This is a genomic window from Methylobacterium sp. W2 (assembly GCF_020662345.1).
GTDB lineage: Bacteria > Pseudomonadota > Alphaproteobacteria > Rhizobiales > Beijerinckiaceae > Methylobacterium.
Genome location: NZ_VMOA01000002.1, coordinates 118,231 through 140,742, shown reverse-complemented (window position 1 = coordinate 140,742; position 22,512 = coordinate 118,231). Strand labels below are relative to the sequence as shown.

Below are 22,512 nucleotides of genomic sequence, written 5' to 3'. Positions count from 1 at the left end.
GGTCGGGTTCGAGGGGCCGGGGGACCGGGGTCAATCCGCTCCCCCGTTCAGCACGAGACGCAGGGAGCGTGCGAGCTCGTCTCGGCGATACGGCTTGTTCAGCACGGTGAGCTCCCCCTTGCCGATGACCTGGCCCTCGTCGAGGTTGGCGACATAGCCCGAGGTCAGCAGCACCTTCAGCCCCGGACGGAGGCGCTGGGCCTCGACGGCCAACTGCGACCCGTTCATCCCGCCGGGCATCACCACGTCCGAGAACAGGATGTCGATTCGCTCGACACCCCTGAGGTACTCCAGCGCCTCCCTCGCGTTGCGTGCGACCATGACCCGGTAGCGCAACTCCTCCAGGCTCTCGACCGCCATGCCGAGCACTCCCTCGTCGTCCTCGACCAGAAGCACGGTATCGCCTTCCCCGGCCCGCCGGAGCGGAAGCGCGGTGCCGGAGCCGCTCCCCGCTTCCTCGCTGGCAGGGTCCGAGGACCGCGGAATGAGAAGCCGAAACGTCGTGCCGCCACCGACCTCCGATTCGATGGCGACGTAGCCGCCGGCGCTGCGGGTGAAGCCGTAGACCTGGGACAGGCCGAGGCCGGTGCCCTTGCCGACCTCCTTGGTGGTGAAGAACGGCTCGAACACCCGCGCCAGGGTCTCGGGTGGGATGCCGCTGCCGGTATCGGCGACCGAAATCTCGACGTATTCGCCCGGCGGCACGCCTTTGTCGGAGACGGCGGCGGTGTCGAGACGGACATTGCCGCTGCGCAGCGTGATGCGCGCGGCGTGGTCCGTGTCCTCCATGGCATCGCGGGCGTTCACCACGAGGTTGAGAACCGCGGCCTCGAACTGGGAGGGGTCGATGCGGATGGGGTCGAGGGCCGGGTCGAGGTCGAAGACCATCTGGACGGCGCCGCCCGCGGCCCTCTCGACCAGCGGGCGAAAATCCAGGAGCAGGCGGTTCGGGTTGAGGGTCTGCGGACGCAGCATCTGCCTGCGCGAGAAGGCCAGCAGTTGCTGGGTGAGTTGCTCGCCGCGACGGGCGGCGCCCATGGCGGCTTCGGCCAGGCGTACGACCCGCTCGGTGTTCTCCGGCTTGCGGATCATCATGTCGAGGCCGCCGACGATGACGGTCAGCAGGTTGTTGAAGTCGTGCGCCACCCCCCCCGTCAGCTGCCCGATGGCCTCCATCTTCTGGGCCTGGCGCAAGGCCTCCTCGGTCGCGCGTTGGTCGGTCCGATCCAAGACGATGCCAGCCATGCGGACAGGTCGCCCGTCGGAGCGATACTCTGCCCGGCCCTTGGCGGCGATCCAGCGGATCGCGCCGTCCGGGCGCTTGATGCGGCATTCGATGTCGAGGATGCCGGTCTCGATGGCGCGGTCGAAGGCCGCCGCGACGAGCGGCCGATCCTCCGCAACGGCATGGCCGAGGAAATCCGCCTTCCCCCAGGAGATGGCGGGCCGGTCGTACCCGAACACAGCGTCATGCCGCCCGGACCATCGCGCGGTGTCATGCACCAGGTCGAGGTCCCAGGAGCCCATGCCCGCGGAATCGAGTGCAAAGGCAAGGGTCTCGCGCGCAGCCTCCACCTCCCGGGTGCGCTCCGCGACCCGGCGTTCGAGGGTCTCGTTGGCGTCCCGAAGCCGCATCTGGGCCTCTTCCCGCTCCAGCATGTGCCCGCGGGCTTGATACTGGCGCCGCCGGACCCGCAACGCCGATGCGACCGCGCTGGCAAGGGTCTCGGCATTGATGGGCCGCTCCAGCAGCACGACGTTGCCGAGGCGTTCGATGAGGGTGGCCGCCCGGGCCGGCCGGCGTCCGGCCTGACGGGTCGCCAGCATGATGAACGGAAAGTCCGACCAGGGTTGCTGAGCGCCGACCCAGGCGTCGAGGGCGGTCGTGTCTTCGTCGACCAGGGCCTCCTCCGTGACGATGGTCGCGGCGGCTCCGTTCCTCAGTTCGGCGACCCACGAGGGGACGTCCGGGCAGATGACGGTCGACGTGCCCGACTTGTCCAGCAACTGGCGGATGACGGCTGCATCCCGCCCGCGCGGCGCCAGGACGAGGACCCGGTTCTCGGCCTCCGGAGTGAATGTCACGCGGCGGGTCCGGACGTATCGGCATCGCCGTCCAGCATCGCGACCCTGCCCGCGTAGGTCGGAAGTCCGGTGAGCACGCCCTGGAAGTCGGTGAGCGTCTCGCCGACCTGCAGGCCTGTCGGCGAGATCCGGAGCTCGCGGATGGTGCGCTCGTGCCCGTTCACCCGGCTCTTCACCACGGAAATGGCCGTCCGGACCGACCCTTGTGCCTCGAAGTACCGGAACAGCACGATGGCGTCGCTGAGGTAGCTCAGGTCCAGATCGGACCGGACCTCGCCGATGATCCCGTGCTGACCCAGCACCAGCACGGTCGTGACGCCCTTTTGGTTGAGGTAGTTCAGGAGTTCGTGCATCTGCAGGATGAGGTACTGCTCGCCCGGCATCGCATGGATGTAGGCATTGAGGCTGTCGATGGCGACGAAGGTCGAGCCATGCTCCTCGACCGCTTCGCGGACCCGGCAAGCGAACTCACCCGGCGAGATCTCGGCCGGATCGATCTGCATGAGGCTCAGCATCCCGGTCTCGAGATACGGATGCAGGTCCATGCCGAGTTGGGCGCAGCGTACGACCAGGGTCGCCTTTCCCTCGTCGAACAGGAAGTAGGTGGCGCGTGCGCCCCGTTCGAGCGCGGCGAGGAGGCAGCGTACGGCGGTGGTCGTCTTGCCCGCGCCGGACGGTCCCATCAACAGCGTATTCGTCCCCGCGACCAGCCCGCCGCCGAGCAGGAGGTCGAGCTCGGCCAAGCCCGTCGAGGTGGTGGCGATATCGAACTCCGACCCGTGCTCGGACGCGACGAGGCGCGGAAAGAGCCTGAGACCGCCCGTGTCGAGAGCAACATCATGGAAGCCGCCGCGATACTTGACGCCCCGCATCTTGAGGACGCGGACCCGTCGACGCTCCGAGCCGAAATCACGCTCCGTCCGTTCCAGGACGAGGGCCCCATGGGCGATGCTGTGGAGCTGGATGTCGGCGGTGTTGTCGTCGAGCAGCAGCACCGTGCAGTGGCGCGATGCGAAGAACTGCTTCAGGGCGAGGATCTGACGCCGGTAGCGCAGCGGGTTCTGGGCCAGCAGACGGAGTTCCGAGAGACTGTCGAACACGACCCGGGCCGGTTTGAGGCCGTCGACGCGCTCCATGACCTCGCGCACGGTCTCGCCGAGCTCGACATCGGACGGGTGCAGAATCGACTGCTCGCTGTCGGGATCGAGCCCGAGTTCGTTGACGAGTTCGTGGATCTCGATGCCGTCCAGGGACCAGCCGTGGGAGGCTGCGCCGGCCAACAGCTCGTCCGCGCTCTCGGACAGGGTGACGTAGAGACCCTTCTCGCCGCGTGCGACACCGTCGAGCAGGAATTGGAGCGACAGCGTGGTCTTGCCGGTTCCGGGGCTACCCTCGACCAGGTAGAGCCGCCCCTGTGTCAGACCTCCGGCAAGGACGTCGTCCAGGCCGGCGATGCCCGTCGAGACGGTCTTCCGCGTGGCGGCCGCGGTGGGGTGCTGAATGTCTTGGGGCATGGTCACCAGGATGCGGAAACGGCCTACCCGCAACCCGCTCACGCGTGAGCGACCCATGGGCCTCTCGGGATTTCGTCATGCCTTAACGCGGTATGTCGCGATAGGTCCCCGAGGGTCTACGAGTTGGTTGATCGTCCTGGGCCCGCGGTCGAAGCGCCCTGGCCCTTGAAGACCTGATCCTCAAAAGATACGCGATCGACCGAGGGCCGTATGGCTCAAGACTGCCCCGTCCTCGCCGTGACCCTGACCCAGCCCGCACCGTGCCTCGCCCTGCATTGGTGTTGCCACCCGGCTGGCTTCGACTGGGCTGGGCGCTTGGCTGCCTGAAACGGTGCCTTCGAAATCGGCGATGGTCATGCTTCTCATCGAACGCGCGAACCCGGACGTGAGGACGCTGGTATGCGTTGCCAAATGAGAACGGTCGCAAATAGGTTCGGCGAAATTCATAATGCTCGGATGAACAATGGGAACGATGTCTTGGTGACATTTGATGGTCTGAGTCCGGACGATAAAATCGTTGTCCACGACGTTGGCAACCTAAGTCCCCGAGATTTTGGGTTCATTGCATAACCCATCTCACGAAACGACTATAGCCCGGTCCGCCGTCATGGTGGGCCAGGCTTGATCGCGTTCGGCTGGGCGAGGGACTCTGTCAGCGCCCGCGCGATCATCTGTGCTATCTCCACCGCCTCAGCCTTCGTGACCCGCTTGGTGCTCTGCCGCCGGATCGGTTCGTCCTCGAAATACGTGTAGCTGACGTGCGACCCGACCGCGTCCAGCACGGCGATGGCCTCGCCCACGGTCGTGATGGTGAGCGGGAAGCGAAGCTTCGGCATGTCAGAAGCTCCCGCTCAGTGGCTCCGGCGGGGCATTGTCGGCCTCCTCATGCGGTTGGCTGCCCTTCAGCATGTCGTCCAGCCGGGATAGGAGATCACGCAGTTCAAGCCTGCCGTCGTTCAACACGTCGGCCTCGTTCACACGGCGCCGAACCGCCTCTCTGACGTCGGCCAGTGCCTCGATGTATCCCTCGGCGCGTTCGGTGCTCATGATCGGGTTCCTGGCGGCGACCGCGAGGACATAGGGCAGGCTTTCCCATCGCCTACCGCTTGCCCGACCGGATCGGCACGGTCCCCTTCGGCTTGCCGGGCACGGTCCGAAAGGACCGCGTCCCCTCGAACCGGATGAACGCTGCCTCGACCTTCGATACGGGATCACCGCTCTCGGGTTCGATCAGGAAGGCTGGGGAGGCTGACATGAGGCCCGATGGCCGCGATGGGCCGGACGGGACAGGGGAGGCGGCGCAGGATCGCTATGCCCGGAGCGTCACAGGCAATGGTCCAGCGGCCTTACCCAATAAGCCCGAACATGAACCCGAGCACGACGGCCACCGCCATGGCGATCGCAATCGCGACACCTAGACCCGGATCGGGACCGAGATCCTTGAACCGCATGCTCTGTTCTCTTCACACTCGCGAGCCGCCAGACGCATCACGTGGAATGCGCGGGGCAGGTTTTCCAACCGCAAATGCTGGGCTGATGTCCCGGGTTTCTGTTGGGATAACTGTCGGGGCAGCTATCAGAAACCGAGCTAACGATTGGTCGGAGTGGCAGGATTTGAACCTGCGACCCCCACGTCCCGAACGTGGTGCGCTACCAGACTGCGCTACACTCCGACGGCCGGCGTCTCCACCAGCGAGCGGACGTATAGCGAGGCCGGCGCGGAGCCGCAAGCGCCATCATGGCCCTTGTTGCGATATGGCGGAAAGACCGGCGGCCCAATCGGGCGGGAGGGTGCGGCGGACGCAGTCGACATTCGCCGCCATGATGGCGAGGGCGGCGGCATAGCCCGGTGCCGTGGGGAGGGCGTGCAGGCTCCACGCATTCGTCCCGTCCGGCATCGCCAGCAACTCCGCCCTCTCCGGCGTTACCGAGACGACAAAGCTGTCGAGGGGCAGGGAGAGACCCTGGCCGGTGGCCTTCGCCACGGCCTCCTTGCGCGTCCAGCAGGCGAAGAACGCCGCCGTGAGGTCGCGTGGCGACAGGGCTTCGAGGGCAGCGATTTCCTCCCGCGCGAAATGCGCCCGCGCGATGCGCAGCAGGTCGGGCATCGGGCGCACCTCTTCCACGTCGATGCCGATCTCCGCGGAAGAGGAAAGCCCGATCAGGGCGCGGCTGCCGGAATGGGACAGGCTGAACCGGCATGCCCCGGAGAGCTTACCCGCGAGATACGGTTTGCCGGAGGGCGTCGCACCGAAGGCGAGGTCGCGCGGGTCCAAGCCGAGCCGATCTCCGAGCACGAGGCGCAGGGCCGCGTGGCTCGCCTCGAACCGCCAGCGATCCACGTCGCGGGCGAATCGGGAGGCACGTGCGGTCTCGTCATCGGAGAGGAGGTCCCGGCACTTCGCCCGGTGGTCGAGGGCCTGGGTGAGATCGACGTCCCAGACCGTGACGTAAGAAGCCGTACTCGTGCGACCCGGCGTCTCGGTGCCCATCGGCTAGCTCGGAAAAGCGGCGGTCACGCGTCAGATCAACCGGCCGGATGCACCGTCCCGCTCTTGAACAACGACGAGGCCGAGATAAGCGATCTGGCAGAGGGCAACCAAACCATAGAACGTGCCGACGGCCGCCAGCCATGAGAAATCGTGCTTGACGGCCACGGCAGCGGCGATCGCCATGCTCGCCGCAAGGATCACCGCGAGCGCCATCAGCGGCCTGCGGGTCGCACCAGTCATGTCATCGACATTCCGCACCAGGCACCTCGACGACATGGACGTCCGTCATCCCACCAATGGGATGTTGAAGCGTCAATGTGCCGGGGCCGGGCTCAGGCGGCAAGCACCGTCCGATCAGACGTACACGTTGCCGGCGGTCTGTGGAAAACGCTCGGCCAGGGCACGGCGCAGCTTTTCCAGGGCGCGGTTCTCGATCTGCCGAACCCGCTCCTTCGAGATACCGAGGCGGCGGCCGAGCGCTTCGAGAGTCGCCTGGTCCTCCGTGAGTCTCCGCTCGCGCAGGATCCGCAATTCGCGCTCGGAGAGCACGGTGAGCGCCTCGTTGAGCCAGGTGAGCCGGCGCTCGCCATCCACCGAAGCCGAGACCGTCTCGTCGGGCAGGTCGGACCCATCCACGAGGAAATCCATCCGTTCGGAGGAGGCCTCGCTCTCCTCGCCCACGGGGGCGTTGAGGGACATGTCTGGTCCGGAGAGGCGCGCGTCCATCAGGGCCACGTCCTCGCGGGAGACGCCGATGGCGGTGGCGATGCGGCGATGGATCTCGTCGCCCACATGCTCCTCGGTGGATTGCATCAGCTTGGCGCGAAGGCGGCGCAGGTTGAAGAACAGCGCCTTCTGGGCCGAACTCGTGCCGCCGCGGACGATGGACCAATTGCGCAGGATGTAATCCTGGATCGAGGCCCTGATCCACCAGGTGGCATAGGTGGAGAAACGGACTTCCCGTTCCGGCTCGAACCGGGCCGCCGCTTCCATCAGGCCCACATGCCCCTCCTGGACGAGGTCGGCCATGGGCAGGCCGTAATGCCGGAAGCGTCCCGCAATGGCGATGACGAGGCGCATATGGGCGGAGATCAGGCGGTGGAGCGCGTGTTCGTCGCGCTCGTCCTTCCAGCGGACGGCGAGGCCACGTTCCTCGTCTCGCGCCAGGAAGGGCGCCTCCATGGCCGTACGAATGAACTGTCGCCGTATCCCCGCGATGTCCGCCATTCCCGCCTCCGCCTTTCGTCCGTTGCGTGCGCGCACCGCGAGGGGCTCTTCGGGTCGAGCGACCCGAATGGTCCGAAGAGCGTGGGCACTGGCCCGGGGGCATGGCCCAGGCACCCGACAACGGGGCCGTTGCACCGATAGTTCCGCTGGCCTGGACGGGGAGGGGACGCGACGCTGCGGCACAGGGGGCCACCCAAGCGGCGCCTATCGGGGAGGCCGGCACGGCAAAAGGCCCGGCGCTGGTGCGCCGGGCCCTTTGGTCGAACGAATAAGACTTGGGACGTGAGGCCGATCAGGCGGCCTCTTCCCGGATCTCGTCGCCGTCGCCTTCCGCCTCGGCATCGCCCTCGGCTTCCGCCTCGCCCTTGGCACGGCGGGGCGACTTGGCGAGGCTCTGCTCGATGAGCTTGAGCGCCTCCGTCTCGGTGATCTTGTTCACCGAGGAGATCTCGCGCAGCACGCGGTCGAGGGCGGCCTCGTAGAGCTGGCGCTCGCTGTAGGATTGCTCGGGCTGGGCCTCCGAACGGTAGAGGTCGCGGACCACCTCGGTCACCGACAGCAGGTCGCCGGAATTGATCTTGGCCTCGTATTCCTGGGCGCGGCGCGACCACATGGTGCGCTTGATCCGGGCGCGGCCGGTGAGCACGTCGAGGGCCTTCTTGACGAGCTCGGGCTCGGCGAGCTTCCGCATGCCGACGCTGTTGGCCTTGGCGGTGGGCACGCGCAGGACCATCTTGTCCTTCTCGAACGAGACGACGAACAGCTCGAGCTTGTAGCCGGCGATTTCCTGCTCCTCGATCGCAGTGATGCGGCCGACGCCATGAGCTGGGTACACCACCGCTTCGCCGGTCTTGAAGCCTTGGCGGCCTGCCGTCGTCTTCTTGGCTGTGGTCATGCGAGAAGCGCCTCCAGAACATCGCGCGGGTCGAGTCGCGCTGAACCTTCATTCCCGGGGTGGGTGACCCGGCTTGAGCCCCTTGTCCGCCGGCCATCGATGCGTCATGCATCGGCCGAGCGGGTCCCAGGCTAGCCGATCATTCACACCATGCGATCAGGGCCGCGGAAGGCGTATGCGCCTCCAGCGGTCGATCACATGCCGCCTCGTCTCGCCGAGGTAGCGTCCCACGAAGATGGGAAGCCGACTCTGTCGAAAAGTTTGGAAACCACCGATGCGGTAGCCAAAGGCAGCACGTCAGGCACGAACGACGGCAGGTGGTCTACATACCACAAACCGGGCGCCGAATCAAAGGATTGCCGACGCAGGGCATGCGTGCGCGACCGGTCGGGCCGGGCTTCGCACGGTGCCCGATACACGCGGGAAGGGAATCCCCGGGGAGGAAACCTCCGGAGCGTTGACGGGTCGACGCGTCCACCGGCCGGCCCGCCATTCGCGGCGTCATGAAGCGCCCGCGTCCGCCGCCCGACCGGGAATCCCGGGCTGCCGCTCTAGGAGCGGGGCTAGTCGCCGGTGCCGGGGGAGGCCGAGAAATGCGCCTCGAGCTTGCCGCCGACGCCGTCCCAGTCCTTGGCGTCGGACGGGGCGTCCTTCTTCTGCGTGATGTTGGGCCAGCTCCGCGCGTAATCGGCGTTGAGCTTCAGCCAGGTCTCCAGGCTCGGCTCGGTATCGGGCTTGATCGCCTCGGCGGGGCATTCCGGCTCGCAGACGCCGCAATCGATGCATTCGTCGGGGTGGATGACGAGCATGTTCTCGCCCTCGTAGAAGCAATCCACGGGGCAGACTTCCACGCAGTCCATGTACTTGCACTTGATGCAATTGTCGGTGACGACGTAGGTCATGTGCCCTTCAGCCTTATCCGTGGTGGGGTGGATCGCGAGACCCGAGCCCGCTTTGGCCCCGATCCTAGACCGGCCTCCCGCACGGCTCCGTTAACGCGTCCGTGTGTCACGCGCCTTGCGGACAGCGCGTCAACCGCCCCGCCCGTCATTTCCGCACGGCTCTATCCCCTGCCAGAGTGGCTGACAAGCAGCGGTGGCTCATGCCGGCTGCGTCCGGTGCGTCCGTGCCACACCCCAGGAGGAGGGACGGATCACGCCGTGCCGTCGTCGGATTCCGGGGACGGGCCGCCCGACAGGATGTCGTAGAGGCCCCGCGCCTCGGGGGCGGGGCCGCGCCGCTCGCCGAGATCCACCACCCGCACCACTGCCGTCACATGGGCGGCGGCGACGGTGACCACGTCACCGATGCCGATCCCCTTGGCGGGATTGTCGGTGCGCGTCCCGTTAACGCGGACGAAGCCGTCCTCCACCAGGGAGGCGGCAAGGGAGCGGCTCCGCGCGAAGCGGGTGAACCAGAGCCACTTGTCGAGACGCTGCCGCCCCGGCTTCATCCAGATCTAAGCAGGTTCAGCAAAAGTGGTCACCGGTTTTGCGTCCTGAAACCTGCGACACCTCAAAGGCCTAAGCGAGGTGAAGCGTTGGCGAGCCAGCGCGAACCTGCTTAGCGCTTGCCGCCATCGCCGGCTTCGAGTTGAGCCTTGAGCGCCGCGAGTTTGGCGAAGGGCGAATCCGGGTCCGGAGCCCGCTCGCGGCGCTGCGGACGCTGCTCTTGCTGCGCGGCGGGCCGGCCTTCGTCGCGGCGCTCGGGACGAACCCGGCCGGGCTCGAACCGCTCGCGGCGGGGGGGACGTCCACCCTCGGGCCGACCGCCATCGCGGCGGCCTCCCTCGGGCCTGTCGCCCTGGCCGCTGCGGTTGCGCTCGGCCCCCTCGGGACCGCCCGCACGGGGAGCGCCGGCATGAGCGGGGCGCCGATCCTGACGGCCTTCGCCGGGAGCGCGGTTGCCCGCCGGCGCGCCGTCACGGCCACCCCGTGGGCGGTTCTGCCGCGGGGCGGAACTGCGCTGATGCCGCTGGAGACGCCAAATTTCGACCAGAACCGGCTCGGCCGCGACGGATTCCGTGGCGGTTTCGGGCTGGGTCTCGTCACCGGAGGCCGTCTCGACCGTCTCCGGTTCGATACCGGCGAGGGTCGCGGATTCCGCCACGGGGACGGGGGCCGCCTCGGGTTCCTCGGCGGAATCCACCGACGTTTCGGCGGCCCGTGCCTGCTCGTTCTCGGCGGAGACGGCCTCGGAAGGGCCGGTCTCGACAAGGGCTGTCTCGGAAGGCGCGGCCTCCTCGGACACCGCCTCGGGATCGGGCACACCTTCCGCCACGGGCTCGGCCGTGTCGGGCGAGGTCTCGCCTTCGGAATTCGTCTCGTTCTCGGAGGTGGCCTCAGCTTCCGGCTTGGTCTCGCCTTCGGACGTGACTTCGCCTTCTGGCTTCGCCTCGTCCTCGGTCGCGGGTGCGGCCTCGTCGGACACCGTCACCGCCTCGTCGGTGGAGGCGGTCGCCGGGGCGATGGGCTGGGTCGCGGCGGCGGGGCGCAGCGGCACGGTGATGGCCGGGCCGGGGCGGCTCTCGGCGACGTAGCCGAGGGATTTCAGGATCGATCCGAAATCCTCGCCCGAACAGCCGACCAGGGAGGTCATGCCCACGGTGGCGACGAAGGCATCGCCATCGGCGGTGCCGGCCGGGGCCTCGCCGGGGGTGGTGCCCGGCACATAGGTCACCGCCGGGCGGATCAGGTCGGCGAGGCGCTCCAGGATGTCGACGCGCACGGCGCGCTCGCCGCAGACGCGGAAGCCGGCGGCGCGGTAGAGGCCCTTGGCGATCTCGGGATCGACCTTGATCGAGGTGCGTCCGGAGCCGGCCAGATGCGCGATCTCGTCGAGGCCGCGCTGGTCGAGGCCGCCGTTCTTGAGCGCCCAGAGCTGGGCGGCGAGGGTGCGGGGCGCCGGCTTGAGCAGGGCCGGCAGGAAGATGTGATAGGCGCCGAAGCGGACCCCGTGGCGGCGCAGCGCCCCGCGCCCTTCCTGATCGAGGGTGCGCATCTCGTGCATCACCTTCGAGCGTTCCAGGACGCCGAGCGATTCGACCACCTGGTACCCGATGCCCTTCGAGAGGCCGACGAGATCGGCCGCCGTCTCGATCTCGATCAGCGGGCCGAGGAGGCGGACCACATAGGCCTTGAGCCAGGCCACCAGCCGGGCCTCGACCTTGTCGCGGGCCGGGCCCGTGAGCTGCTCGTCGGCGAGCAGCCGCACATGCGGCTCGAACAGCTTGTCGCCCGGCGTCAGCTTGGCGACCGGGTCTCCGGTCCAGCGGACAATGCCGTCATGGGACAGGACCAGGGACGAATCCGCCGCGGCCGAGAAGCGCTCGGCGCGCGCCTCGATCTCGCCGCCGAGCGCCTTTTCGGCAGCACTGCGCAGGGTCTTGGCCTCGTGGCCTTCCGCGCCCGGGTCGGCAACGAACTGGAACCCGTGCAGATGGCCGACATGCTGGCCCTCGACGGTAACGTCCCCGCCGGCGGTGATCTCAGCTTCCAACATCGTATTCTCTCTCAGGCGCCGCATCAGGACGCTGGTGCGCCGATCGACGAAACGGCTCGCAAGGCGCTCGTGCAGGGCGTCAGACAGTCTGTCCTCTACCCGACGTGTCTCGCCCTGCCAATGGACGGGATCAATCAGCCAATCCGGCCGGTTGGCGACGAAGGTCCAGGTTCGCCCCTGCGCGATGCGCTGGGACAGGGCGTCGATGTCGCCGTCGGTGCGGTCGATCATCGCCACGTGCTTGGCGAACCAGTCGTTGGGAATGCGCCCGGCCATGCCCCGCATGAGGAAGCGGAACAGCTGGGCGACGAGATCCGCATGGGTCTGGGGATGGACCTTGCGGTAATCGGGCACGCCGCAGGTGTCCCACAGGCGGCGCACCACCGTCGGATTGGTGGCGATGTCGCGGATGTCGTCCTCGCGCATCAGGATCTCGAGGGCCGACTGGTCCTCGCCCATGGGCGCGCGGGTCAGCCCCTTCTCGTTGGGATGCGCGTCCAGGCTCTCCTGAAGGGCCTTCAGCGAGGAGAAGTCGAGGTCGGGGTTGCGCCATTGCAGCACCCGGAGGGGCTCGAAATCGTGGTTCTCCAGGGCCTCGATCATTTCGGGCTCGAACGGGGCGCAGCGCCCCGTCGACCCGAAGGTGCCGTCCGAGAGGTGGCGTCCGGCCCGGCCCGCGATCTGCCCCATCTCGGGGGGCGTCAGCCGGCGGAAGCGCGTGCCGTCGTATTTCCAGTTGGCCGCGAAGGCGACGTGGTCGACATCGAGGTTGAGGCCCATCCCCACCGCGTCGGTGGCGATGAGATAATCGACGTCGCCCGATTGGTAGAGCTCCACCTGGGCGTTGCGGGTGCGCGGGGACAGCGCACCGAGCACCACGGCGGCCCCGCCGCGCTGGCGCCGGATCAGCTCGGCGATGGCGTAGACCTCCTCCGCCGAGAAGGCGACGATGGCCGTGCGCCGGGGCAGGCGCCCGAGCTTCTTCTCGCCGGCATAGGTGAGTTTCGAGAGGCGGGGGCGGGTGGTGGTGTGCACGCCGGGAATCAGCGACTGCACCAGGGGCAGCATGGTGGAGGAGCCGATGAGCAGCGTCTCCTCGCGCCCGCGCTGGTGCAGCAGGCGGTCGGTGAAGACGTAGCCCCGGTCCATGTCGGCGGCGAGCTGGATCTCGTCGATGGCGACGTACGCCACGTCGAGGTCGCGCGGCATCGCCTCGATGGTGGAGATCCAGTAGCGCGGCCGGTCCGGCTTGATCTTCTCCTCGCCGGTGACGAGAGCGACGTGCTCGACCCCCACCCGCGCCACCACGCGCAGGTAGACCTCCCGCGCCAGCAGGCGCAGGGGCAGCCCGATCATCCCCGTCGGATGCGCGAGCATCCGCTCGATGGCGAGATGGGTCTTGCCGGTATTGGTCGGCCCGAGCACCGCCGTGACGCCGCGCGAGCGGGCCTGCGGGGGGAGGGAGCGGCGCGTCATGTGCGAGGGGCTGGTCCCTTCGGCCGAGGAAGCCGGCGGCAGGTTTTTATGGCGGCCCGTCGAATAAGGCCGCCCGATATCATACCAGACGATGATGAGGAGACCTCATCGTCGTCTGCCCGCGCGACTGCGCGGCGGCGGGCGTCCGCCGAACGCGCTGATCCCGGCCATCGGTCGGGATCAGTGCCGCATGGTACTCAGTCATCGCTGCGCAGGGGCCGTCCGGGCGGCCGGGTCCCACGCTGCGTCTCCCCGCCATATGGGGCGCCACCGCCCCGATAGCCACCGCCCCGGTATCCATAAGGATCGACGTAGATCTCCACCGGGTCCGCCGGCCGCTGCGGCGCGAGATCGGCGCAGAGCGTGTCGGGCATGGCGATAAGGGGCCCGCGCCGGGGCGGCTTGCCCTCGATCACCTCGGCGGAGGAATAGGCGTCGCCCCCGCAGGGCGAGATGTCCGTGCTCAGCCCGCCGGCACGGACCAGGCCGGGCCATCCCGACGCGCCGATCAGGATCGCGGCGAGCGCGAGGAGGCCACGCAGAGGAGAGGAGCCGCGCTTCATCGGGTCGTTCCGGTTCCGGGGGGAATGCGCCAGGCCGCCGCACCGGACAGGGCCTCGCCAAGGGCCGCGAACCCGCCCTCCAGGTCGTTGCCGGACAGGGCGTAGCCATGAGCCCCGAGGCCGGTGAAGCGCGCGCTCGCCCTGCGCCGGGGGAGGATCGGCAAGGCGGCCGACCGCTCCGGGTCGACGCGCAGCACGAAGAAGCGCTGGCGGCTGAGCATGACCGGCCGCAGGTCCTCGATCGCGTCCCACGGGATCCAGTCCGTCGACAGGCGCCGGTCGAAGATGCCCCGGCGCCCGACGGAGACCAGCGTGCCCGAGCGGAACATCCGGGGCGCGCCGACGAGGCTGGCCGCGCCGAAGAAGATCAGGCCGAGCCACAACATGAAGTCGGTGTAGCCGCCGGGCGCCATCTCATGCCCCCGCATCCCGGGACGCACATAGAGCATCCATGCGGCGGCGACGGTGAACCCCACGGCGATGAGGAACAGCCCCGCCGAGCGAAGGCGCGAGACCGCGATGTCGACTTGCTCGTCCACAGCCTGCCCGTCCACGATCTGCCCGTCCATGATTCAGACGATTCCCGCCCGGCCGGCCGGAGCCGCGTCTATTGGTCGACCAGGGTCGCCTGCGCCACCTGCCCCGAGGCCTGCCCGTCGGCTTGAGCGGTCACGGTCTGGGGGCCGCTGCGGTTCCAGCGGGTGGCCTCGATGATGTTGGTGCCGAGCGTCGTGCGCACGGCGATGCGCACCGGCAGCAGCACGCGGGTGCCCTCGACGGGGGCGAGCCACACCGACATGTCGCGGTTGTCCTCCATGAACTTCACCCCCGGCCGGTCGGGACGGTGTCCGGCAATGGCCTGATAGCGGGCGTTGCAGACGAGGACGGGGCCGGCATAGCCCGGCTTCTCGACATGGCGCGTCTCGCCGTAGCTCAGCACCACGTTGAAGCGCGTCGCGCCGTCGAAGACCGGGATGGTGCGGTTGCAATTGGCCTGGTCGGTGAGCTCGCCCCGGCTCACCGCCGGCATCATCAGGGCGCTCGCCGGATCGACGATGCCGCGCTTGTTGGCCGGGGTCACCGGCACCCGGTCACCCATATCGACGAGGGGCGGCGTCACCTCCGATTGGGTGACGTTGCCGCGCGCCAGCGCCATCCGCACGGCGATGCCGGAATTCGAGGTCTTGGTGGAGATGGCAAAGGCGCTCGGCTGCGGCCCCTCGGCGATGAGGCCGCTGGCGCGGGCCGAGCCCATGCCCCCGGTTACCGCACCGACGAGGCCGGTGAGCCGGGCCGAGACGTCCATGCGGTAGCGTGCGCTCTCGAACTGGCCCGAGACCTGCGCGGTGCCGATGGGGATGCCGGCGAGCGCGATGCCGTAATCGACGGTGACCGTCGCCGGGGCGGCGGAGCGGGCGGAAGTGGCCTTGGGCCGCGCGAATCCCTCGGAGGCGGGAATCACCCCGAGGGCGGCGAGGAGGCTGGCGCGGAGGAAGCGCGTGGCGCACATGGCGTGAGGCTCTGAAGTTCCAGGGCTTGGAGCCATGCGGCGCAAGGGACCGGACGGCATTGTTCCGCCATCGTCCCCGTTCGTGGTTAACACATCGTATGGATGCCACGGCGCGAGGCTTCGTGAAGGCCGCTGCGCCGGCCTCGGAGCGCGGCTTTTCCCATGGGCAAAACGCAGCTCCGCCCTTGACGGATACCCTGCCGCTCCCCTATAGGCTCGCGCCTTCAATGAGACGCCGCTCGATCGGTTCTGGCGTGCGTGAGGCCCGTGGCGCATTGCGACCGGCCTTCCGCCATCGCCCGGTCTGACGCGGAACGAGACGGGAATTAGAACAATGTCGCGCCGTTGCGAACTCACGGGCAAAGCCGTGCAGACCGGCCACCTCGTGAGCCACTCGAACCGTAAGACCAAGTGCCGGTTCCTGCCGAACCTGTGCCAGGTCACGCTGCAGTCGGACGCCCTGAAGCGTCGCGTGCGCTTGCGCGTCACGGCCCATGCCCTGCGCTCGGTGGAGCACCGTGGCGGCCTCGATGCCTTCCTCATCAAGGCCCGCGAGATCGAGCTGTCGCAGACGGCCCGTCTGATCAAGCGCGAGCTCCACAAGAAGCTCGCCGAAGTCGAGACCCCGGCCGCCGCCTGAGGGCCGTGACGGTCGAGGCCTCCGCTTCGATCACGCCGACGTCTCATGGTTGATTTCGAACGGCCGCCGCATGCATCGCGCATGCGGCGGCCGTTCGCGTTGATTCCGACCTCCCTGCTCTCCGGCTCTCCCCGATGACCGTGCTGTCGCTCATCGCCCCGATCTTCGGGCTGATCCTCATCGGCTGGGTCGCGGCGCTCGCCGGGTTCCTGTCGGAGAAGGTCAGCGACGGCCTCTCCGAATACGTCTTCGCCATCGCGGTGCCGGCGCTCATCATCGCGACGCTGACGCGGCCGGGTCTCACCGGCGAAGTCACCTGGTCGTACTGGTTCAGCTATTTCGGCGGTGCCGGCCTGTCCTGGCTCGTCGGCTCGCTGATCGGCCTGCGCCGCGAGGGCGTCGGGCGGACGGGGGCGATCCTGCACGGATTCGCGGCGAGCCAGTCGAACACCATCTTCATCGGCGTGCCGATGATCCTCCAGGCCTATGGCGACGCGGGCGCGTTCCCGCTCTTCATGCTGCTGGCCGTCCACCTGCCGCTGATGATGGGCTGCGCCACCTTCCTCATCGAATCGGACGGGCAGAAATCGGTCTTCCAACGGGTGAAGGGGCTCGGCCTCGTCCTCTTCCGCAACCCGATCTTCCTGTCGCTGATGATCGGTCTCGGCCTGAAAAGCTTCGGCCTCGCGCCTGCCGGGATGGTCAAGTCGCTGCTGGACGCGCTGGCCGGCACCGCCTCCACCTGCGCGCTGATCGCGCTCGGCGCCGGCCTCGTGCGCTACCGGGTATTGCACGACCTGCCCGGCGCCATGGTGGTGACGACCCTGAAACTCGTCCTGCATCCCCTGGCAGTCTGGGTCCTGGCCTTCCACGTCTTCACCATGCCGCCCGCCTATGCCGGGGTCGCCACCCTGTTCGCGGCGATGCCCGTCGGCATCAACTCCTACCTGCTCGCCGTCCGCTACAAGGCCGAGACCGGGCTGATCGCTGCCGCCGTCATGCTCTCGACCCTGCTCGCGGCCGCCACCACATTGGCTTGGCTCGCGATCCTCGGACACAGCTGAACGGTTCGGTGCCTTGACCAGCGCGGCTGCTGTTTGTACCGATCGGTACAGACGATCATAGGAGCCCGAGCCCATGTCCGAATCCCGCCCGCCGCTGCCCCCCTTCACCCGCGAGACCGCGATCCAGAAGGTCCGCGCCGCCGAGAACGGCTGGAACGGCTGCAACCCCGAAAAAGTCTCGCTGGCCTACACGGCGGACAGCCGCTGGCGGAACCGCTCGGAGTTCTTCTCGGGCCGTCCCGCCATCGTCGATTTCCTCACCCGCAAATGGGCGAAGGAACACGAATACCGGCTCATCAAGGAGATCTGGGCCTTCACCGAGGACCGCATCGCCGTGCGATTCGCCTACGAGTTCCACGATGCGGCCGGCGACTGGTTCCGCGCCTATGGCAACGAGAACTGGGAGTTCGACGCCCTCGGCCTGATGCGCCTGCGTCACGCCAGCATCAACGACCTCGCGATCTCCGAATCAGAGCGCAAGTTCCACTGGGACCGCAGCGCGCCGCGCCCCGACGACCATCCCGGCCTCACCGATCTCGGGCTCTGACCGGAATATGGCGAAGAAGCCGGGGGCGCGGGAGGACGCTCTGCCCGCCATCGCCGAGGTGTTTCGCGAATACGGCTACGAGGGCGCGAGCCTCGCCCTCATCGGAGCCCGCACCGGTCTCGGCAAGGGCAGCCTCTACCACGCCTTCCCCGGCGGCAAGGCCGAGATGGCTGAGGCCGTGCTCGACGCCATCGGCGCATGGTTCGAGGACAAGGTCTACGCGCCGCTGCGCGACGATCCCGATCCAAGGGCGGCGATCCGGCTCATGCTGTCGGAGACGGACGCCTATTTCCGCTCCGGCCGGAGAATCTGCCTCGTGGGCGCCTTCGCGCTTACCGAGGGGCGAGACGGGTTCGCGGACCGGATCGGCGGCTACTTTCGGGATTGGCGCGAGGCCCTGGCTCAGGCCCTCCTCCGCGCCGGACGCCCGGAGGCCGAGGCGGAGTCCCTCGCCGAGGATACAATCCTGGCGATCCAGGGCGGCCTCGTCCTCGCCCGCGCCCTCGACGATCCGGCCGTGTTCGGTCGGATGCTGGGGCGGTTGGAGGAGCGATTGGTATCGTAAGTGGGTGAAATCCGGCGGATGCTATCCATCCTCGACGTTTATGATGGGTGGAAAGCGGATGGGTTATGAAATGGGTTCACATATGGTCAGTGGATTCACGCTTCTCGACGATGCGCTGCGAATGCCAGCACCAGCCACGCCCTTGTGGAGCATCGTGGATGTTCGGTGCGCTCATCTGCAGGACTGGCCATTGCAAGTAACGCTAGAGCGTGAGGCAGCCGGTTGCTTCTGACGTTCCACAATGTAATAAGTTTTTGCGCGCACGACCATACGACGATTACCAATTACTGGATCGTGCGTTCCGAAGAGAAAGTTGCTGTCGGGTCAATCTATCAGATCGGCACAAGCACCTATCTGGACGAATTTTCTCAAAGCACTCCGGCTCTTTTTGGGCTGCAGATCATTCACTACCTGATCGCAGGCTATGACCTTTGCGTTGAGGTGTTGGCAATCCGCCCGCCGGAGATCGTGGTGAACGTCCCTCGTTAGGCTACCTGCTGTTCTCGAGTTGTCGGCTGACCAACCATCCGGTTTCCGGCCAGGCCAAACATCTAGGTCAACGACGTCGATTTATCCAGGCTGGGTAAAAACGCCATCAGTGCCAATTGCTGTACCTCGTTCATCTTCAAGGTCGGAGGGGGCGGCCAATGCGAGTCGATTTCCCGTCCAGCGTCCGCAGTAAGAGGGTCGCCCAACCACCCCCACCTCCAACTCCTCCCCACAAGGGGGAGGAGGGTGCCGCGCAGCCCGCGAAATGTGTCAATGCCGTAGCTTGGAAGGAGAGGAAGTCTGGCGCGTCCACCTGACCCGACGTGATGAACCGGAGCCTGCATGACACAGACCCCGACCGTCGGAGCCTAACGCCTAACGCCGCCCGCCCGCGGCCCTGCGCCTCGGCGCGGCGCCACCGCCCGCATCCTCCTCGAACAGCTCCGCCAGCTTCTCCGTCATCGCCCCGCCGAGTTCCTCGGCGTCGATGATGGTGACGGCGCGGCGGTAGTAGCGGGTCACGTCGTGGCCGATGCCGATGGCCAGGAGTTCCACCGGCGAGCGGGTCTCGATGTCCTCGATCATCCAGCGCAGGTGGCGTTCGAGATAGTTGCCCGGATTGACCGAGAGGGTCGAATCGTCGACCGGCGCGCCGTCCGAGATCACCATCAGGATCTTGCGCTGTTCGGGCCGGGCGAGCAGGCGCTTGTGCGCCCAGTCCAGGGCCTCGCCGTCGATATTCTCCTTGAGCAGCCCCTCGCGCATCATCAGCCCGAGGTTTTTTCGCGCCCGGCGCCACGGCGCATCCGCCGACTTGTAGACGATGTGGCGCAGGTCGTTGAGGCGGCCCGGCGCGTTGGGCTTGCCCGCCGCCAGCCACGCCTCGCGCGATTGGCCGCCCTTCCAGGCGCGGGTGGTGAAGCCCAGGATCTCCACCTTCACGCCGCAGCGCTCCAGGGTCCGCGCCAGGATGTCGGCGCAGGTGGCCGCCACCGTGATCGGCCGGCCGCGCATGGAGCCCGAATTGTCGAGCAGCAGCGTGACGACGGTGTCGCGAAAATTGGTGTCCTTCTCGCGCTTGAACGAGAGCGGCTGGAACGGGTCGGTCATCACCCGCACGAGGCGGGCGGGATCGAGCTGGCCCTCTTCGAGATCGAATTCCCAGGCCCGGTTCTGCTGGGCGAGGAGCCGGCGCTGGAGGCGGTTGGCGAGGCGGCCGACGACGCCCTGGAGATGGGCCAGCTGCTTGTCGAGATAGGTGCGCAGGCGCGCGAGCTCGTCGGCGTCGCAGAGGTCCTCGGCGTCGATCATCTCGTCGAAGCGCGGGTTGAACACCTTGTATTCGGGGCCGCGCGGCTCGTTGGGCCGGGTGTTGGGCGGGCGCTTGGCCTCGGACGCCTCCTCGGATTCCGCGTTCTCGGACTCGTCCGGCAACTCGCCCGAGGGCGCGTCGGCGGCTTCCGTCGCGCCGTCCTGCAGCTCGTCGGAGGCCTCCTCGGAGGTCTCCATCTCGGACTTGTCGCCCTGGGACTGCTCCTCGGCCTCGCCCTCGCTCGGGGTCTGCTCGTCGTCCTGCCCCTCGTTCTCGTCCTCGTTGTCGTCGTCCTCGGGGTCGAGCGGCGTCTCGTCCGCCATATCGAGGGAGGACAGCAACTCGCGCACCGAGCGGGCGAAGGAGCGCTGGTTCTCGAGATTGCCGATGAGGCCGTCCAAGCTGGGGCCGGCCTTCTCTTCGATATGCGAGCGCCACAGCTCGACGATCTTGCGCGCGGCCTTGGGCGGAGCCTCCCCGGTCAGGCGCTCGCGCACCATCAGGGCGACGGCATCCTCCATGGGGGCGTCGGCCCGGTCGGTGATGTCCTCGTACTTGCCGCCGCGATGGTAGCGGTCCTCGAGCATCGCCGAGAGGTTCGAGGCGACACCGGCCATGCGGCGCGAGCCGATGGCCTCCACGCGGGCCTGCTCCACGGCATCGAACACGGCGCGCGCGCCGGCATTCTCGGGGGCGAGGCGGCGATGGACCGCCACATCGTGGCAGCCGAGGCGCAACGCCATCGAATCGGCGTTGCCGCGCAGGATCGCCACGTCCTCCGGCGTCAGCTTGCGCGGCGGCTCGGGCAGGCGCGCCTTGTCGCCGGTGAGCGCCGGGCGGTCGCTGGCATAGACCACCTCGATCTCGGAGCGCTTGGCGATGGCGCGCAGGCATCCGGCCACCGAGCGCTTCAGCGGTTCGGCGATGGGCTCCCGGCGTTCGCCGGCTTTGCGGTTCGAGTTGGCCACGATCGCTACTTCTTCACCGAGTCGAAATCGAAGGGACGGCGCAGGATGTCGTCCCAGGAATAGGGGCACGTATCGGGGAATTCGTCTGCCGGCAGATGCGTCTCGTCGGCTGCCCAGTTGCGGGCGATGGGATAGATGTCGTCCCGGATCTCATCGAGGGACGATTTCAATCCGGGATTCTTGCTGAGCAGACGTTCGTAGCGCCGACGCTGTTCCACGATCGAATAGATCCAGCTCGGCGTCCGCATTTCCGGCTGCTGGTCCCACTTGAGCATATGCATCAGCAACACGCGGAGCACGCTCTCCAGACGATGGTATTGCGCCGCGCCCACATCGCTCAACTCCTCGGCGATGTTTTGGAGATCGAGCGAATCGACGGCCCCGGCGCGCAGGAGCGAAACCTGCTCCTCGACCCAGCCATAGAGGTCGTCCTCGTAGCGCACGCGGTTGGGCGCATGCGCCTTGGATGACGTCTCGGTGGATGTCCTTTCACCCTTCAAGGCCGGTTCGGCCATCGCGTCCTCCGCGTCGATCCTCAGCTCAGCGCCACGTTCATCGCGCTCTCGGGCAGTTCCTTGCCGAAGGCGCGCTGGTAGAATTCCGCCACCAGGGTGCGCTCCAGCTCGTCGCACTTGTTGAGGAAGGTCACCCGGAAGGCGAAGCCGATATCCTGGAAGATGTCGGCGTTCTCGGCCCAGGTGATCACCGTGCGCGGGCTCATGACGGTGGAGAGGTCACCGTTCATGAAGGCGTTGCGGGTCAGGTCGGCGACCCGGACCATGCGGTTGACGATGTCGCGGCCGCCGTCGCGCTGGTAATGCGCCGCCTTCGACAGGACGATGTCCACCTCGCGGTCATGGGCGAGGTAGTTCAGCGTGGTGACGATGGACCAGCGGTCCATCTGGCCCTGGTTGATCTGCTGGGTGCCGTGATAGAGGCCGGACGTGTCGCCGAGCCCCACCGTGTTGGCGGTGGCGAACAGCCGGAACGCCGGATGGGGCCGGATCACCCGCTTCTGGTCGAGGAGCGTCAGGCGGCCCGAGACTTCGAGCACGCGCTGGATCACGAACATCACGTCCGGGCGGCCGGCATCGTACTCGTCGAAGACCAGGGCGACGTTGTTCTGCAGCGCCCAGGGCAGGATGCCGTCCTGGAAGGCGGTGATCTGCTTGCCGTCCTTCAGCACGATCGCGTCCTTGCCGACGAGATCGATGCGGGAGACGTGGCTGTCGAGGTTGATCCGGATGCAGGGCCAGTTCAGGCGGGCGGCGACCTGCTCGATATGGGTCGATTTGCCGGTGCCGTGATAGCCGGTGACCATGACGCGGCGGTTGCGGGCAAAGCCCGCCAGGATCGCCAGTGTGGTCTCGCGGTCGAAGATGTAATCCGGGTCGAGATCGGGAACGTGTTCTGCGCTCGCCGAGAAGGCCGGCACCTTGAGGTCGAGATCGATGCCGAAGGCCTCGCGGACGGAGACCGTCCGGTCGGGCAGCGAGGCGGGGGTGTCGTCAGAGAGCATACGGGACCTCGTCGGGGCGGGCTCCGGCATGGGCCGGGCTCGCGGGATCTATCACGGTGGGCATTGCCGGTTCCCGCGCGGGGCAGGACGTGGAATGCCACCTTGTAAGGGGCTGCGTCGGCGGACGCCAAGGGGTGCGAAGACT

General features: G+C 67.8%; 23 protein-coding genes and 1 tRNA gene. 5 read left to right on the top strand and 19 right to left on the bottom strand.

From position 1 onward, the window contains the following. Nucleotides 1-30: 30 nt before the first annotated feature. The 16 genes from FPV16_RS01860 to FPV16_RS01785 form a co-directional block, all read right to left on the bottom strand. Nucleotides 31-2,085, bottom strand: coding sequence for an ATP-binding protein (locus FPV16_RS01860; RefSeq protein WP_227435698.1), 2,055 nt, complete (start codon nucleotides 2,083-2,085; stop codon nucleotides 31-33). After that, nucleotides 2,082-3,599: an ATPase domain-containing protein gene (locus FPV16_RS01855; protein ID WP_227435799.1), complete on the bottom strand. Its 1,518-nt coding sequence runs from the start codon at nucleotides 3,597-3,599 to the stop codon at nucleotides 2,082-2,084. Before FPV16_RS01855 ends, FPV16_RS01860 begins: the two co-directional genes overlap by 4 nt. A gap of 605 nt (nucleotides 3,600-4,204) precedes the next feature. Beyond that, the gene (locus tag FPV16_RS01850) at nucleotides 4,205-4,435 is read right to left on the bottom strand and encodes a hypothetical protein (protein WP_227435696.1); all 231 of its coding nucleotides are present in this window, start codon (nucleotides 4,433-4,435) and stop codon (nucleotides 4,205-4,207) included. A 1-nt stretch (nucleotide 4,436) separates the two neighbouring features. Then, a complete protein-coding gene (locus FPV16_RS01845) occupies nucleotides 4,437-4,646 on the bottom strand; it encodes a hypothetical protein (protein WP_227435694.1) in 210 nt (69 codons plus the stop codon). A gap of 52 nt (nucleotides 4,647-4,698) precedes the next feature. Further along, entirely contained in the window at nucleotides 4,699-4,854 is a 156-nt protein-coding gene (locus FPV16_RS01840; protein WP_227435692.1) for a hypothetical protein, read from the bottom strand. Nucleotides 4,855-5,195: 341 nt separating this feature from the next. Then, a tRNA-Pro gene (locus FPV16_RS01835) sits at nucleotides 5,196-5,272 on the bottom strand. A 63-nt stretch (nucleotides 5,273-5,335) separates the two neighbouring features. Continuing rightward, nucleotides 5,336-6,091, bottom strand: a complete 756-nt coding sequence (locus tag FPV16_RS01830; RefSeq protein ID WP_227435690.1) for a 4'-phosphopantetheinyl transferase family protein — start codon at nucleotides 6,089-6,091, stop codon at nucleotides 5,336-5,338. A 30-nt stretch (nucleotides 6,092-6,121) separates the two neighbouring features. Then, nucleotides 6,122-6,349: a hypothetical protein gene (locus tag FPV16_RS01825; protein ID WP_227435688.1), complete on the bottom strand. Its 228-nt coding sequence runs from the start codon at nucleotides 6,347-6,349 to the stop codon at nucleotides 6,122-6,124. A gap of 96 nt (nucleotides 6,350-6,445) precedes the next feature. After that, complete coding sequence (locus tag FPV16_RS01820; RefSeq protein ID WP_026176254.1) at nucleotides 6,446-7,318, bottom strand: RNA polymerase factor sigma-32; 873 nt, start codon at nucleotides 7,316-7,318, stop codon at nucleotides 6,446-6,448. Between the two features lie 292 nt (nucleotides 7,319-7,610). Then, nucleotides 7,611-8,213 carry a CarD family transcriptional regulator gene (locus FPV16_RS01815; protein WP_227435687.1) on the bottom strand — a complete coding sequence of 201 codons (603 nt, stop codon included), beginning with the start codon at nucleotides 8,211-8,213 and terminating at the stop codon, nucleotides 7,611-7,613. A 563-nt stretch (nucleotides 8,214-8,776) separates the two neighbouring features. Beyond that, nucleotides 8,777-9,115, bottom strand: a complete 339-nt coding sequence (gene fdxA, locus FPV16_RS01810) for a ferredoxin FdxA (RefSeq protein ID WP_027171203.1) — start codon at nucleotides 9,113-9,115, stop codon at nucleotides 8,777-8,779. A 251-nt stretch (nucleotides 9,116-9,366) separates the two neighbouring features. Further along, entirely contained in the window at nucleotides 9,367-9,666 is a 300-nt protein-coding gene (locus FPV16_RS01805) for a S4 domain-containing protein (RefSeq protein WP_227435685.1), read from the bottom strand. Between the two features lie 110 nt (nucleotides 9,667-9,776). Beyond that, nucleotides 9,777-13,190, bottom strand: a complete 3,414-nt coding sequence (locus tag FPV16_RS01800) for a helicase-related protein (RefSeq protein WP_227435683.1) — start codon at nucleotides 13,188-13,190, stop codon at nucleotides 9,777-9,779. A gap of 197 nt (nucleotides 13,191-13,387) precedes the next feature. Further along, on the bottom strand, nucleotides 13,388-13,753 hold the full coding sequence (locus tag FPV16_RS01795) for a hypothetical protein (RefSeq protein WP_227435681.1): 366 nt from the start codon (nucleotides 13,751-13,753) through the stop codon (nucleotides 13,388-13,390). After that, nucleotides 13,750-14,322 carry a hypothetical protein gene (locus FPV16_RS01790; RefSeq protein ID WP_227435680.1) on the bottom strand — a complete coding sequence of 191 codons (573 nt, stop codon included), beginning with the start codon at nucleotides 14,320-14,322 and terminating at the stop codon, nucleotides 13,750-13,752. Before FPV16_RS01790 ends, FPV16_RS01795 begins: the two co-directional genes overlap by 4 nt. 38 nt (nucleotides 14,323-14,360) lie before the next feature. Further along, nucleotides 14,361-15,263, bottom strand: coding sequence for a DUF3108 domain-containing protein (locus FPV16_RS01785; protein WP_227435678.1), 903 nt, complete (start codon nucleotides 15,261-15,263; stop codon nucleotides 14,361-14,363). Nucleotides 15,264-15,597: 334 nt separating this feature from the next. On the opposite strand from FPV16_RS01785, the gene rpmB reads away from it, so the two are divergent. From rpmB to FPV16_RS01760, 5 genes are all read left to right on the top strand, one after another. Then, the gene (gene rpmB / locus FPV16_RS01780) at nucleotides 15,598-15,903 is read left to right on the top strand and encodes a 50S ribosomal protein L28 (protein ID WP_018046086.1); all 306 of its coding nucleotides are present in this window, start codon (nucleotides 15,598-15,600) and stop codon (nucleotides 15,901-15,903) included. 134 nt (nucleotides 15,904-16,037) lie between these two features. Next, nucleotides 16,038-16,967 carry an AEC family transporter gene (locus tag FPV16_RS01775; RefSeq protein WP_227435677.1) on the top strand — a complete coding sequence of 310 codons (930 nt, stop codon included), beginning with the start codon at nucleotides 16,038-16,040 and terminating at the stop codon, nucleotides 16,965-16,967. A 73-nt stretch (nucleotides 16,968-17,040) separates the two neighbouring features. After that, entirely contained in the window at nucleotides 17,041-17,514 is a 474-nt protein-coding gene (locus FPV16_RS01770; protein WP_227435675.1) for a DUF1348 family protein, read from the top strand. A gap of 7 nt (nucleotides 17,515-17,521) precedes the next feature. Beyond that, nucleotides 17,522-18,079: a TetR/AcrR family transcriptional regulator gene (locus tag FPV16_RS01765; protein WP_227435674.1), complete on the top strand. Its 558-nt coding sequence runs from the start codon at nucleotides 17,522-17,524 to the stop codon at nucleotides 18,077-18,079. 222 nt (nucleotides 18,080-18,301) lie between these two features. Beyond that, nucleotides 18,302-18,568: a hypothetical protein gene (locus FPV16_RS01760; RefSeq protein WP_227435672.1), complete on the top strand. Its 267-nt coding sequence runs from the start codon at nucleotides 18,302-18,304 to the stop codon at nucleotides 18,566-18,568. A 375-nt stretch (nucleotides 18,569-18,943) separates the two neighbouring features. On the opposite strand, the gene cobT is transcribed toward FPV16_RS01760, so the two are convergent. The 3 genes from cobT to cobS are packed head-to-tail and all read right to left on the bottom strand — an operon-like array spanning nucleotide 18,944 to nucleotide 22,367. Continuing rightward, nucleotides 18,944-20,848, bottom strand: coding sequence for a cobaltochelatase subunit CobT (cobT, locus tag FPV16_RS01755; RefSeq protein ID WP_227435670.1), 1,905 nt, complete (start codon nucleotides 20,846-20,848; stop codon nucleotides 18,944-18,946). A 5-nt stretch (nucleotides 20,849-20,853) separates the two neighbouring features. Continuing rightward, nucleotides 20,854-21,363 (bottom strand): DUF29 domain-containing protein, encoded by a 510-nt coding sequence (locus FPV16_RS01750; RefSeq protein WP_227435667.1) that lies wholly within the window; start codon nucleotides 21,361-21,363, stop codon nucleotides 20,854-20,856. A 20-nt stretch (nucleotides 21,364-21,383) separates the two neighbouring features. Continuing rightward, nucleotides 21,384-22,367 (bottom strand): cobaltochelatase subunit CobS, encoded by a 984-nt coding sequence (gene cobS / locus FPV16_RS01745; RefSeq protein ID WP_227435665.1) that lies wholly within the window; start codon nucleotides 22,365-22,367, stop codon nucleotides 21,384-21,386. Nucleotides 22,368-22,512 lie beyond the last annotated feature (145 nt).